General features: G+C 66.1%; 10 protein-coding genes. All 10 read right to left on the minus strand.

Features of this window, described 5'->3' with window-relative positions; all coding sequences use genetic code 11:
• Positions 1–2 precede the first annotated feature (2 nt).
• On the minus strand, positions 3–1,133 hold the full coding sequence (locus tag CTR55_RS23390) for a glycosyltransferase (RefSeq protein WP_296289811.1): 1,131 nt from the start codon (positions 1,131–1,133) through the stop codon (positions 3–5).
• Complete coding sequence (locus CTR55_RS23395; protein ID WP_296289813.1) at positions 1,117–2,874, minus strand: carbamoyltransferase; 1,758 nt, start codon at positions 2,872–2,874, stop codon at positions 1,117–1,119. The genes CTR55_RS23390 and CTR55_RS23395 overlap by 17 nt, the downstream gene beginning before the upstream one ends.
• A gap of 5 nt (positions 2,875–2,879) precedes the next feature.
• Positions 2,880–4,367, minus strand: a complete 1,488-nt coding sequence (locus CTR55_RS23400) for a lipopolysaccharide kinase InaA family protein (RefSeq protein WP_296289815.1) — start codon at positions 4,365–4,367, stop codon at positions 2,880–2,882.
• Complete coding sequence (locus CTR55_RS23405; RefSeq protein ID WP_296289817.1) at positions 4,364–5,119, minus strand: lipopolysaccharide kinase InaA family protein; 756 nt, start codon at positions 5,117–5,119, stop codon at positions 4,364–4,366. The genes CTR55_RS23400 and CTR55_RS23405 overlap by 4 nt, the downstream gene beginning before the upstream one ends.
• Entirely contained in the window at positions 5,116–5,850 is a 735-nt protein-coding gene (locus CTR55_RS23410; RefSeq protein ID WP_296289818.1) for a lipopolysaccharide kinase InaA family protein, read from the minus strand. The genes CTR55_RS23405 and CTR55_RS23410 overlap by 4 nt, the downstream gene beginning before the upstream one ends.
• On the minus strand, positions 5,850–6,656 hold the full coding sequence (rfaP, locus tag CTR55_RS23415) for a lipopolysaccharide core heptose(I) kinase RfaP (protein WP_296289820.1): 807 nt from the start codon (positions 6,654–6,656) through the stop codon (positions 5,850–5,852). Before rfaP ends, CTR55_RS23410 begins: the two co-directional genes overlap by 1 nt.
• A gap of 100 nt (positions 6,657–6,756) precedes the next feature.
• A complete protein-coding gene (locus CTR55_RS23420; protein ID WP_296289821.1) occupies positions 6,757–7,878 on the minus strand; it encodes a glycosyltransferase family 4 protein in 1,122 nt (373 codons plus the stop codon).
• The gene (waaC, locus tag CTR55_RS23425; RefSeq protein WP_296289823.1) at positions 7,875–8,948 is read right to left on the minus strand and encodes a lipopolysaccharide heptosyltransferase I; all 1,074 of its coding nucleotides are present in this window, start codon (positions 8,946–8,948) and stop codon (positions 7,875–7,877) included. The genes CTR55_RS23420 and waaC overlap by 4 nt, the downstream gene beginning before the upstream one ends.
• Complete coding sequence (waaF, locus tag CTR55_RS23430; protein ID WP_296289825.1) at positions 8,945–9,988, minus strand: lipopolysaccharide heptosyltransferase II; 1,044 nt, start codon at positions 9,986–9,988, stop codon at positions 8,945–8,947. The genes waaC and waaF overlap by 4 nt, the downstream gene beginning before the upstream one ends.
• A gap of 284 nt (positions 9,989–10,272) precedes the next feature.
• A complete protein-coding gene (gene glnE / locus CTR55_RS23435) occupies positions 10,273–13,218 on the minus strand; it encodes a bifunctional [glutamate--ammonia ligase]-adenylyl-L-tyrosine phosphorylase/[glutamate--ammonia-ligase] adenylyltransferase (RefSeq protein WP_296289827.1) in 2,946 nt (981 codons plus the stop codon).
• Between the last annotated feature and the right edge of the window lie 194 nt (positions 13,219–13,412).

A 13,412-nucleotide genomic window follows, 5' to 3' on the forward strand; every position in this document is an offset into this window, starting at 1 on the left:
AGTCAGCGCCCGCCGGTAATAACCTTGACCATCGGCAAACCCCAGAACTCCCGGCGCACCGCCTCATCGGAGAAGCGCGTCTGCAGGCGCTGCTCCATCTGCTGCGCGCACATCACTCGCTGCTCGCGATCCAGCACCGACAGGTGCCTCAGGCCCTCAGCCAGCGCGGCATCGTCGCCCAGCGGGAAGAGAATCCCCAGCCCCTCGACGATTTCCCCGGCGCCGCCGCCTGCGGTCGAGATCAGCGGCACACCGGCGACCATCGCCTCCAGCAGGACCATGCCGAAAGGCTCGTGGTCGGAGGTCAGGGCGAACACATCGAACGCCTTGAAGTAGCGTTTGGCGTCCGGGACCTGGCCGAGGAACAGCACACGGTCGGCGATGCCCAGTTCACGCGCCAGATCCTTGAGATCTTCCTCCAGACGCCCCTTGCCGAGGATCGCCAGCAGGCTGTTGTGCGGCAGGCGCGGCAGCGCACGGGCGAAGCCGCGCAGCAGGGTGGCCTGGTCCTTGTCCGGATGCAGGCGGCCGACGTTGCCAACCACCCAGGCGTTGTCCGACAGCCCCAGGTGCTGGCGAGCCGGATAGCGCTCGACCTGCTGGGCATTGAGGGCGTCGACGTCGACCCGGTTGTACAGCGTCTCGATGCGCTCCTGCGGCCAGGCCGGCAGGCAGGCGCGGATTTCGTCGCGCACCGCGTTGGAAACGCCCAGCAGGCTCAGGCGCTCGGCGAAGAAACGCGCGAACAGCTTGCGCCCCAGGCGCTGGAAATCACCGAAGCCGTGGTGCACGCCGATGATCGGCAGCTTGGTGCCGAGCATGGCGATCCAGGTCGGCTTGAAGCGGTGCGCGATGCAGAAGCGGAAATCCCGGGAGCGGGCGATCTCGCGCAGGTCGCGGATCGCCTTGAGCTTCAGCCCGCGGATGTCCCGCGAGCTGTAGTCGAGGAACAGCACCTCGTCGCTGGCGCAACCGGCCACCACCTCGGGGTCAGGCGCCCCGGTGAGGAACACCGTGGTCACCCGGTAGCCGGTGCCGGCGAACAGGCTGGCGTACTGACGGGCACAGTCGAGGAACGGCCCGTCATAGCCATGGCAGAACTGCAGGACGCGCGGTTCAGCTGAGCGAGTCATGGGCCTGTACGCCATCCTTGACCACCAGGATGTCCTGCATGATCAGGTATTGCAGGTCCGAGCCGTAGAACATGTTCAGCGCGTCGGTGGGCGAGCAGACCATCGGCTCACCACGGCGGTTCAGCGAGGTATTGAGCGCCACACCGTTGCCGGTAAGCTTCTCCAGCTCCTTCATCATGTCGTAGTAGCGCGGATTGAACTCGCGCTTGAGGACCTGGGCGCGCGAGGTGCCGTCTTCATGGACGACTTCCGGCACACGGGTCTTCCACTCTTCGTTGACTTCGAAGGTGAAGGTCATGAACGGTGCCGGATGGTCGATCTTGAACATCTGCGGGCCGACGGTATCCAGCATCGACGGGCAGAAGGGCCTCCAGCGCTCGCGGAACTTGATCTGCGCGTTGATGCGGTCGGCGACGCCGGCGATGCTCGGGCAGCCGATGATCGAACGGCCACCCAGCGCGCGCGGACCGAATTCGAGGCGACCCTGGAACCAGGCCACCGGGTTGCCTTCGACCAGCACCTTGGCAATGTGCTCGGGCACGTTGTCGATCTTGCGCCATTGCGGCTTGGCCTCGTGGCGAGCACAAGCGGCGATGACGTCTTCGTTGCTGTATTCCGGGCCGAGGTAGACGTGTTCCATCTTCTCGACCGGCACGCCACGCTCCCAGGAGACGTAGGCCGCCGCGCCAACCGCGGTGCCGGCGTCGCTGGCCGCGGGCTGCACGTACAGCTCCTTGACCTCGGGACGGGCGATGATCTTCTGGTTGAGCTTGACGTTCAGCGCGCAGCCGCCGGCGAAGGCGATCTTGCCGGTCTCGCGGATGATGTCGCCCAGGTAGTAATCCATCATCTCCAGCGACAGCTTCTCGAACAGAGCCTGGATGCTGGCGGCGTAGTGGATGTAGGGATCGTCGGCGATGTCGCCTTCACGCTTCGGACCGAGCCACTCGATCAGCTTGGGCGAGAAGTAGTAACCCTTGCCCTTTTCCTTGTAGCGACGGAAGCCGATGACGTTGGCGTACTCGGTGTTGATGATCAGCTCGCCGTTCTCGAACTTCGCCAGGCGGGAGAAATCGTACTTGCTGGCGTCGCCATAAGGCGCCATGCCCATGACCTTGAACTCGCCATCGAGCATGTCGAAGCCCAGGTACTCGGTCAGCGCGCCGTACAGGCCGCCCAGGGAATCCGGATCGTAGAATTCCTTGATCTTGTGGATCTTGCCGTTCTCGCCGTAGCCGAAGAAGGTGGTGGCGTACTCGCCCTTGCCGTCGATCCCGAGGATCGCCGTCTTCTCCTTGAAGCCCGAGCAGTGGTAGGCGCTGGAAGCGTGGGCCAGGTGGTGCTCGACCGGTTGGATCTTGGTCTTCTTCAGGTCGAAGCCCAGTTGCTGCAGGCACCACTCGATGCGCTTGTAGTAGCGCTTGTAGCGGCGGTTGCCGAGCAGGATGGCGTCCAGCGCGCGGTCCGGCGCGTAGGCGTAGCGCTTGGCGTAGTGCCAGCGAGCCTTGTCGAAGATGCTGATGGGGGCGAAGGGAATGGCCACCACGTCAACGTCCGACGGCTTGATCCCGGCCTGCTCCAGGCAGAACTTGGCCGACTCGTAGGGCATGCGGTTCTTCGCGTGCTTGTCGCGGACGAAGCGCTCTTCTTCGACGGCCGCGACCAGCTTGCCGTCGATGTACAGGGCGGCGGAAGGGTCATGGCTTACGGCGCCGGACAGGCCGAGGATGGTCAATGCCACAGGGTCTAGCCTCTTTCATCTGGGCGGGTGCAAGGCACCCGCGGTAAACGTTCGTCGAGCAGCCGGTGCAATGCGCTGCCCTCTGGCCAGTTGCGCAGGAAGCGCGCACGGTCGCGGGCATAGGCGCGGGCGAAGCTCGCTTCTCGCGAGTGGCGCTGCATGGCATCGAGGTCGATCAACGACCACTGCCCGCCTTCGCCCTGCTCCTGCCAGAACAGATTGTGCCCTTTCAGGTCGCCATGGCTGATGCGCTCGCGCACCAGCGCCGCGAACAGACTGTCCAGGGCCACAAGGTCCGATTCCGGCGGCAGGCCGCCCCCCTCCTGTTGGTCCAGGTAGGGTTTGAAACGGGCGATTATATCCTGACCCGCCAGGTAATCGGTAATCAGGAAGGCCGGGCCGCGCAGCCACAGCCAGCGCCGCTCGATCACCGCCAGCGGCTTGGGCGTGGCGATGCCGAGGAAGTCCAGGCGATTGCCCTCGCGCCAGGACGCCCAGGCACGAGTGGGGCGCCAGAAGCGCTTGAACCAGTGCAGCAGGTTCTTGATGTTGTAGCGCTTGACCACCAGAGGCCGGCCATTCAGCTCCACGCGGGCGACAGTCGCAGCGCCGCCGGTCTTGTAGATATGCCCTTTGGCGATGAAGGCGTCGGGATCGGCCAGCAGCGGCTGCAGGCCCTCCTCTTCCTCGCGGCGCACCGCGCGCAGGCCGAACGGCCCCTTGAACACGCTGAACAGGCTGCAGTCGCGGGCGATCTTCTTCATCAGGTCGCCGACGCGCCAGCGCCGAATCCTGGCGATTTCCTTCTGCAAGGCTTCCAGCGGCAGGGCGTGCTCACCGTTGGCCAGCAGGTAGTGGATCAGCAATTCTTCCAAATACGGATCGAGGCTGGCCGGCAGCTGGGCGAAAAACACCCCGAGGTTTTCCAGCACGTGCTTGCGCGACAGCGGCCGGCCTGGGGTTTCCGCGCGGATGCCGGCGCCGTCGATGAGGTACAGCTGGCCGGCGTGGCGCAGCAGGTTGTCCAGGTGCAGGTCCTCCTGCCACAAACCTTTGGCATGCATCTGGGCGATGGCGGTCAGCGCCTCGGCGATGACGGCGGTCTGGTGGTCGGACAGCAGCGGCTCGCCTTCCACGGCGCGCCAGGCATCCCAGAGGCTCTCGGCGTTATCGAGGAATTCGAAGAGCAGCCAGCCACCCTCGCCGTCCTTCAGGCCGTCAGCCAGCAACTGCGGCGTGGTCAGCCCCTGCTCGGCGAGTAATCGCACACCGTCGAGTTCACGCTGGAACTGCTTCGCCGCACGGCCGCCGACCAGCAGCTTGGCCAGCACCGGGCGGCCGCGCCAATTGGCCGCCGCGACGTAGCGCTGGCCGGGCAGGACGCGCAGCAGGCTGTCCAGGCGCAGTTCGGCCGGGCCGGCGCCATCTTCCAGCTCGATGCGCAGGGGCAGCGCCGGAGCACGGCCGGCATCGCGCAGGGTGGACAGCCTCATGCGCGGTTTTCCTTCTTCTTGCGGCGCGCGCCCAGGCGGCGGTACCAGTCGTCGACCTCCGGGCCACCGGACGCGGTGCCCAGGTAGGCCGCCAGCAGGTTGCGCACGTCGGTCTCGTTCCAGTCCGGCGCGCGGCGCAACAACGGTTCGAGATCGCGCACGCGGTCGCGCTGGCCGAACCACAGTGGGCGGGTTTTCTCCAGGTCGATCAGGGTCGCCTCGAAGGCGTCGTCGGTTTCGCGCAGGAAGATGTGCTTGGGGTAGAAGCAGCCGTGCATCTGCCCGGCCTCATGCAGCCGGCGAGCGAGCATGCCGCAGGCGCGCAGGATGGCCTGGCGACGCTCGGCGGGCAGGCTCGACCAGCCCTGCAACAGGCTGTCGAGGTCACGCCAGCCATCCAGGGCACGGGTCATCAGGATCGCCCGGCGCTCACCGCCGACCTGCCGCGCACCGAAGAAGGCCGCCTGCATCGAAGGAATGCCGAGCTGGTGGTAGCGCTGGATATTGCGGAACTCGCGGCTGAAGGTCGGCTCGCCGAGCGGGTGCTTCAGGCTGCGGGTCAGGTGGTTGCTCTGGCGCTTGAGGTAGTAGGCCGTGCCGTCCAGCTCCAGGCGGTACACGCTGCTCCAGCCGCCGCGCTCGGTGTTGGGCTCGTCCACAGCCACCAGCTGCAGGTCCCACAGGGCGTCGAAGTCGGCCAGGGCGTTGCTTTCCAGCAGGGCCTGGTCGCCCTCAGCAATGAAATCCTTCACTCGCGTCCCTCGAAGAAATGGACGATCTGCCGGACACGCTTCTTGTCCGACGCGTTCAATCGCTCGCGGCGCCGATACAGCAGGTAGAACGCCAGGCGCTGCGTATGGGAAAGGTGGTGCTTGGCGACCTTGTCGAGGGTCGCCAGGTCCTTGGTGATGCGGTAGCGCAGCATGAAGCCGATCCAGAAATCGCCGATCGGGCAGTCGATGAAGTACACCTTGCCCTCGCCATCCACCAGGATGTTGCGCCACTTCAGGTCGTTGTGGGTGAAGTGGTGGTCATGCATGGTCCGCGTGTAGCCGGCCAGTTGGCGCATGACGTGCTCGACCCAGGCGCGATCCTTCAGACGCGGATCATTCTGCTTGGCCAAGGCATGCAGGTCCTCGGTGCCGACCAGCTCGCGGGTAATGATCGCGCCACGGGAGAAGCCGCCGTTGACCCGTTCCAGGCCGTAAGCCACCACCTGCGCGGTGGGTATGCCCCACTTGGCGAACTGTTTGAGGTTCTGCCACTCGGCCTTGACCCGCGGGCGCGGCAGGTAGCGACGAAAGCCCTTGCCCGGCTTGCGGTAGCGCTTGACGTAGTAGCGCACGCCGTCGCGCTCCACGCGCACGACATCGGACATCGCATCCTTGGTGATGCGCTCGCCTTCGAGGGCAAACACGGCATCCAGGCTGCCGAAATCGGCGGCGAGGTGCTGGTAGTCGGCTTCAAGTACCCAGCCGGCCATCAGAGCAGGTCTCCATATCGTTGCTTTCGGTCGTAGAGCTTGGCCGCCTTGCGCTCCATCCACGCCAGCAGCGCGGCTTCCTCGCGGAGGATGTCACGTAGCGGGCGCTGGAAGTAACCGCGCAGGAAGCGCAATTTGTCACGGCGTGTCAGGCCGATGTCCAGTGCGGAGAAGTACAGCGCCGCCAGGTCCTTGTTGCGCCAGCGGCGCGGCGTGGCGGCGCGGGTCTGGGCGCGGTGCAGGTCGATCACCGACAGGCGCAGGGCGTCGGCGCTGATCGGCCGGTCGGTGTGCAGCAGGAAATGGCAGATGTAGCAGTCGCGGTGATTGACCCCGGCGCGGTGCATGGTGCCGACCATCTTCGCCACTTCGGCGATCAGCGCGCGCTTCAGCCGCGGTTCGGGCGGCGTCTGCAGCCAGTCCAGCGAGAGGACTTCCAGGTCGGTGGTCGGCGCCAGCTCCTCGGTGATGATGAAGGAGTGCTGCGTGGCTGGATTTCCGCCACGCTCGCCGTAGGCCACCGAGGTCATGGTCGCCACACCGGCCTGGTGCAAGCGTTCCAGAGCGCGTTGCTCCTGACCGGCGCCGAGCACCGGGAGCTTGGCGCTGAACAGGTTCTTGACGATCTCACCCCAGCCGATACCGCGGTGGATCTTCACGAAGTAACCGCGACCTTCAACTTCGGTACGCAGCGTGCGACGGCCTTCCAGCTCGCGGTAGACCTTGCCTTGCAGGCGCTCGACTTCGGCGAACGGGTCCTTGCCGGCCCACAGGCGCTTGAACGGCTCTTTCAAATCCAGCTTCACGGCACAGCCCTGCCTGTAGGAGCGAGCTTGCTCGCGAACGGATTGGCACCGAGCATGGGGCGGTTCGCGAGCAAGCTCGCTCCTGCCAGAGCAAAAGCTTTCATACGCGCTCCCGCAGGATCAGGTCGGCGGCGTGCTGCGGCATGCTGTAGAGATCGGCGCTGTCGGCGAAGGCCAGGCCATTGCGCGACCACTCCGAGCGCGCGGCATTGTCTTCCAGCATTTCCTGCAACATGGCGTTCAAGCGTTCCTGCTCGAAGGGCGACGGCACCACGCGCCCCGCCTTCGCCTCGTCGATGTAGTGGGCGTAGCCGCAGACATCGGTGACCAGCACCGGCAGCCCGGCCACCAGCGCCTCCAGCAGCACGGTACCGGTGTTCTCGTTGTACGCCGGGTGGATCAGCAGATCGGCGCCCAACAGGAAGCGCGGGATATCGCTGCGCCCCTTGAGAATCTGCACGTTGTCCGACAGGCCCAGCGCCTTCACTTGCAGCAGGAAGGGTTTGGGATCGTCCTGGCCGATGGCGATCAGCCGGGTGCGCTTGCGCAGCGAACGCGGCAGAGCGGCCAACGCCTTGAGGCTGCGGTCCAGGCCCTTGGTCTTGAAGCCGGAGCCGATCTGCACCAGCAGCCGGTCATCGTCGGCGAGCTTGAACTCGCGGCGGAACTCGGCGCGGATGTCGGCGGCATTGGCCGGCGCGCGACGGTCCTGGGCAATGCCCGGCGGCAGCAGGTGGAAGCGCGCCTCGGGGGTGCGGTAGTGCTTGATGAACAGCGGCTGCTGCACTTCGGAGATCATCAGGATCTCGGTCTTCGACTCCGGCGCGAACACCGCGCGCTCATAGTCGGCGAAGTGCTTGTAGCGGCCCCAGCGACGGTAGAAGGAGTTGCGCAAATTCTGCGCCTTGTCCTCGAAGCAGCCATCGGCGGCGTAATACACATCCAGGCCCGGCATCTTGTTGAAGCCGATCACCCGGTCCACCGGCGAGCGCGCGAGGTCCGCGGCCAGCCAGGCACTGAATTTTTCGTTGCGGCGATGGTTGAACAGCGACTTCACCGGCGCCACGCGCACGTCGAAGCCGGGCGGCACTTCGCCTTCCCAGATCGGCGTGTAGACGCGGATGGAGTGGCCGCGATGCTGGCATTCCAGGGCGATGCGCATGAAATCGCGCTGCAGCCCGCCGAACGGGAAGTACTTGTAAAGGACGAAAGCCAGGGTCATCGAAGCGTCTCCGGGGCCAGCAGCAGTGCCTCCAGCTGGTTCGCCACGCGCTGGGGATTCAGGCGCGTGAAGCACAGAGGCTGTTCATGCCGCAGGTCGAACTGGCGCTTGTCTTCGGCCGTCGGCTGGTAGGTGCAGGTCTTCTGCAGGCAGGGCGCACACGAGGGCCAGTCGCTGGCCAGGTGCACCTGCGAGCGCCCGTAGGCGCCGGTCAGACCGGGGTTGGTCGGGCCGAACAGCGACAGCGTCGGCACGTCCAGGGCGGCGGCCAGGTGGCCGAGCCCGGTGTCGACCGCCACGCAGGCGGAAGCGCCGGCCAGTACCTTGGCCATGCCGGCGAGACTTAACTTGGGGAGCACCGAGGCGTTTTCCAAGCCTTCGGCGAGCCGTTCGGCGCGTTGCCGCTCGGCATCGTTGCCCCACGGCAGGCGGACTTGCCAGCCACGCTCGCCCATGCGCTGGGCCAGCTCACGCCAGTAAACCTCGGGCCAATGCTTGGTCACCCAGGTGGTGCCGTGCAGGAACACCAGGTACGGCTCGGTCTCCACCGCGTCCAGCAGACGATTGCGGTCCAGGCCGTAATCGCCGGTGCCGGCGGGCAGCGGGTAGTCCAGCGCCTGGGCGAACAGCTGGCGCACGCGCTCGACGGCGTGCTGGCCCCAGGCGACCGGGTAGGTACGGTTATAGAAGCGGCTGGCGGCCGGCTCGCGGGCAGACGCCTTGTCCAGCCCGGCAACCGGCGTGCGACGGCGCGCGTAGCGGGTCAGCCAGGCGCTCTTGAGCAGGCCCTGGGCATCGATCACCAGGTCGTAGTCGACTTCCTTCAGGCGGCGTTTGAAGCGGCTCCATTCGCCACTCCTGAGGGTCTGCCAGAGGTTCTTGCGCCAGCGACGGATCGCCACCGGGATCACCTGGGCCACGGCCGGATGCCAGGCGGGAATCTCGGCAAAGCCCTCCTCCACCACCCAGTCGAACTGGATGCCGGGAATGGCGCGGGCGGCGTCGGTCAACGCCGGCAGGGTGTGGATGACATCGCCCAGGGACGAAGTCTTGATCAACAGAACCCTCATTCAGCGCTTTCCACATCCACCGGGTCGGCGACCAGTCGGTCCAGCGCCTCGATTACCGGGCGCGGCTTCAGCTCGCGCAGGCAGTTGTAGTGACCGAAGCGGCACACGCGATCGAAGCAGGGGCTGCATTCCAGGCCGAGGCGGACGATTTCCACCTGGTCGGCCAGCGGCGGGGTGAACTGCGGCGAAGTGGAGCCGTAGACCGCCACCAGCGGGCGGTTCAACGCGGCGGCCACATGCATCAGGCCGGAGTCGTTGGTGACCACGGCACTCGCGCAGGACATCAGGTCGATCGCCTCGGACAGCGCCGTTTCGCCAGCCAGGTTCACCGACTCCTCGCGCAGGCCGGGAATCAGGCGCATGCGAATGTCTTCGCCACCGGGGTGGTCGTTCTTCGAGCCGAAGATCCACACCTGCCAGCCGGCGCGAATCTTCATCTCGGCGACCTTGGCGTAGTACTCGGCGGGCCAGCGCTTGGCCTCGCCGAACTCGGCGCCGGGGCACAGCGCCAGCACCGGGCGATCCAGGCTCAGGCCGAACTTGGCCAGCGCGGCCTCGCGGCTCTGCGGGTCGATGGCCAGGCGCGGCTGTGGATACGGTTGCGGCAGCTCGGCGCCCGGCTCGTAGGCCAGGGCCATGAAGCGCTCGATCATCAGCGGGTAGCGCTCTTTATCCAGCGCGCGGATGTCGTTGAGCAGGCCGTAGCGCATCTCGCCCTTCCAGCCGGTGCGCCTGGGGATGCCGGCGAAATACGGCACCAGCGCCGACTTGAGCGAGTTGGGCAGGAGGATCGCCTGGTCGTACTGGCCCTTGAGGGTCTTGCCGATGCGCCGGCGCGAAGCGATGTCCAGCACGCCGTGGCCGAGCGGGAAGCTCAAGGCCTGGCGCACTTCGGGCATGCGTTCGAGGATCGGCCGGCTCCAGTCGGGCGCCAGCACGTCGATCACGCAGTCCGGATGCTGCTGCTTCAGACACTGGAAGAGTGTCTGCGCCATCACCATGTCGCCCACCCAGGAGGGGCCTACGATCAGAATTCTCATGCCTTTTCCAGAAACGACCGGGGAGGCTCTCGCCTCCCCGTACTCCATTCATCCAGCCGCGTGGCGCGTGCCCTCACGGTCGGGTGCCGAGCATCGAATGCCGGCAGTCTAGCCCAGCCGTTCTTTCAGCCGGGCGGTTTTCGTCACTCCCTGTGACCTGGCGCAATGGCATCACGCGCCCTGCTCCTGATACCCATACAGCCACGCGAGCAACCGACAGCCTGCCCGCTCCGGCGATCATTATCCCGCCGGATGCTGGCTATTTCATGGGAAATCGCAGCGAATCAGGTCAGCTCGAAGGCCTTCCACATCTGCATCACCATGCGTCTTTCCGCATGGAAGTGATCGCCGCTCACCACGCCCGGCTGCTTCTGCAGGGACAATCGGTGCGCCGCCGCCCGGTAGGCCTTGTAGGCGTCCTGCAGCTTCAGGACATCCTCGCCGGACATCAACCCGACCCGCTCCAGCGCTTCCAGAATGCGGATGTTGTCGGTGAACTCCACCAGCTCCGGGTGCTGCCACGACCAGGCCAGGGCCGCGTATTGCACCATAAATTCGATATCGACGATACCACCGGCATCCTGCTTGAGATCGAACGGGGCCGCGGCCTCGAAGGCATTCGGCGCGGTGCCGGCGGCCGTGCTCGGGGTGCCGAGGTTGTCGCGCATCTTCGCGCGCATCTCGCTGACTTCCTTGCGCAGCTCGGCCAGGTCGCGCTGCTGGCCGAGCACTTTTGCACGGATCGCCTCGAACGCCACGGCGACCCGTTTGCAGCCTGCCAGCACACGGGCGCGCACCAGCGCCTGATGCTCCCAGGTCCAGGCCTCGCCCAACTGGTAGGCCTCGAAGGCGCGCAGCGAGCTGACCAGCAGGCCGGAAGCGCCGCTCGGGCGCAGGCGCATGTCCACTTCGTAGAGCATGCCTGAGGGGGTCTGCGCGGTGAGGAAGTGGATGATCTTCTGCCCCAGGCGCGTATAGAACTGCGCCCCGTCGATGGGCTTGGCGCCGTCGGTCTCGCTCTGCGGGTCGCCGTCGTGGATGAACACCAGGTCCAGGTCCGAGCCATGGCCCAGCTCCAGGCCGCCGGACTTGCCATAGCCGACGATGATGAAGTCCGGATCGCAAGGCGTGCCGTCCACGCGGGTCGGCCGGCCGTGGCGCTGCACCAGCTGATCCCAGGTCAGAGTGAGCACCTGCTCGAGGATCGCTTCGGCCAGCCAGGTCAGGTAGTCGCTGACTTTCATCAGCGGAAGCGTGCCGGCGATTTCCGAGGCCACCACACGCAGGCCGTGGGCCAGCTTGAAGTGGCGCAGGGTTTCCATCTGCTGCTCAAGGTCGTCCTCGGGGATCCGCATCAGCCGCTCACGCAGCTCGGCGCCCAGCTCGGCGGCCTGCGGCGGACGGAACAGCCGTCCTTCATTCAATAGCTCGTCGAGCAGAATCGGGAAGCGGGCGATCTGCTCGGCCACCATCGGGCTGGCCGCACAGAGGGTCAGCAGACGCTCCAGCGCGCCAGGGTTTTCGGTCAGCAACACGAGATAAGCCGAGCGCCGCGCCACCGCCTCGATCAGCGGCAACACACGCTCCAGCAGCACGTCCGCCGGACCGCGCTCGGCGATCATGTTCAGCAGTCGCGGCATGAAGACATCCAGCCGCTCGCGGCCCAGGCGCTGCATGGCGCGCACCTGCGGGCCATTGCGCAGGTCGGTCAGGCGTTTCCAGGCCGCTGCCGGCTGGGCGAACCCGGTGTCGGCGAACTGCCGGCAGGCGGACTCCTCGTCCACCGCCTCTTCCCACAGCGGAATCCACTCGCCGCCAATGGTGGTATCCACCTGGCCTTCTTCATCTTCGTCCGGGTCGGCGATGACCTGGCGGAAATGCCAGTCGATGCGTTCGCGCCATTGATTGGTGGCCTGGTGGAAGGCCGACCAGTTGGCAAAGCCCATGATGAAGGCAACGCGGATTCGCTCGAGCTCGTCCTCCGGCAGCATCTGCGTCTGCCGGTCGGCAATCGCCTGCAAGGCGTGCTCGGCGTAGCGCAGGAATTCGTAACCCTCGCGCAGCTCGGCGACCACCTGCGGCGGCAGGTAGCCCTGCCCTTCGAGGATCGCCAGCACGCGCAGCAGCGGCCGCTGCTGCAGGCTGAGGTCACGGCCACCGTGGATCAACTGGAAGGCCTGGGCGATGAACTCCACCTCGCGGATGCCACCGGCACCCAACTTGATGTTCTCGCTCATGCCCTTGCGCCGGACTTCCTGCTGGATCAGCTGCTTCATGGTGCGCAGCGCCTCGATAGCGGAGAAGTCCAGGTAGCGGCGGTAAACGAACGGGCGCAGCAGCTCCAGCAGGCGCTGGCCGGCCTCCTGGTCGCCACCGACCACCCGCGCCTTGATCATCGCATAGCGTTCCCAGTCGCGACCCTGGTCCTGGTAGTACTGCTCCAGCGCGGCGAAGCTGTGCACCAGCGGGCCGCTGGAACCGTAGGGGCGCAGGCGCATGTCGACGCGGAAGGCAAAGCCGTCGACGGTGATGGCGTCCAGCGACTTGATCAGCTTCTGCCCCAGGCGGGTGAAGAACTCCTGGTTATCCAGCGCACGCTTGGCGCCCTGGGTTTCGCCGCCCTCGGGGTAACCGAAGATCAGGTCGATGTCGGAGGACAGGTTCAGCTCGCCCGCCCCCAGCTTCCCCATGCCCAACACGATCATTTTCTGCGGCAGGCCCGAGCGATTGCCGATGGGCACGCCGAACTGCTGGCAGTGGCGCTGGTAGAGCCAGGCCAGGGACTGATCGATGCTGACGTCGGCGAGGTCCGACAGGTCGCGGCAGGTACCGGCCAGGTCGCTGCGGCGGGTCAGGTCGCGCCAGATGATGCGTACCTGCTGGCGCCGGCGGAAGCGGCGCAGGCGGCGACCCAGCTCGTCCTCGTCGGCGCAATCGACCAGCCACGCATCCAGCTGCGCACCCATCTCACCGGGCAACAGGCCACGTTCGAGCTCACCGGTCGCGGCCAGCTCCAATAGAAAGGCAGGATCACGCTGAACCTGCTCGGCAACGAAATCGCTGCCGGCGGCCACGCGGGTGAAGTCGGCATGCCGCTCATCGGACCAGCTGTCGAAACTGGCGATCTGCTCGAGGGAGAACGCGGCGATGGCAGTGCGGAAATTCTGCTCAGCCCGCTCGGCGAGGGGCTTGAGGGTAGCCGGCAAAGCGGCCAGGGACGGCAGGCTCATGGTCTATCCTGAGTGGTCGGCGAGGCGCCGGCATTCCTGTCTTTTCGCGCCCCTGTAGTTTTACTACTAACTTTTTCAGGGGGAGGGATGTATCCGTCGGCAATTTGTAGTAAAACTACAACCCGCCGGGCGTACCCCCGGAATACTTCACAAGAATTCGCCGCGTCGCCCACGAGGTTGACGCCGCTATCGGC

The organism is Pseudomonas sp., from assembly GCF_002796985.1.
In the GTDB taxonomy this organism is placed as follows: Bacteria; Pseudomonadota; Gammaproteobacteria; order Pseudomonadales; family Pseudomonadaceae; genus Pseudomonas.

Excerpts from the sequence above, each read along its gene's own strand:
- CTR55_RS23390 (WP_296289811.1), bottom strand. The coding sequence starts at position 1,133 with ATGACTCGCTCAGCTGAACCGCGCGTCCTGCAGTTCTGCCATGGCTAT.
- CTR55_RS23400 (WP_296289815.1), bottom strand. The coding sequence starts at position 4,367 with ATGAGGCTGTCCACCCTGCGCGATGCCGGCCGTGCTCCGGCGCTGCCC.
- CTR55_RS23410 (WP_296289818.1), bottom strand. The coding sequence starts at position 5,850 with ATGGCCGGCTGGGTACTTGAAGCCGACTACCAGCACCTCGCCGCCGAT.
- CTR55_RS23420 (WP_296289821.1), bottom strand. The coding sequence starts at position 7,878 with ATGACCCTGGCTTTCGTCCTTTACAAGTACTTCCCGTTCGGCGGGCTG.
- waaC (WP_296289823.1), bottom strand. The coding sequence starts at position 8,948 with ATGAGGGTTCTGTTGATCAAGACTTCGTCCCTGGGCGATGTCATCCAC.
- waaF (WP_296289825.1), bottom strand. The coding sequence starts at position 9,988 with ATGAGAATTCTGATCGTAGGCCCCTCCTGGGTGGGCGACATGGTGATG.
- glnE (WP_296289827.1), bottom strand. The coding sequence starts at position 13,218 with ATGAGCCTGCCGTCCCTGGCCGCTTTGCCGGCTACCCTCAAGCCCCTC.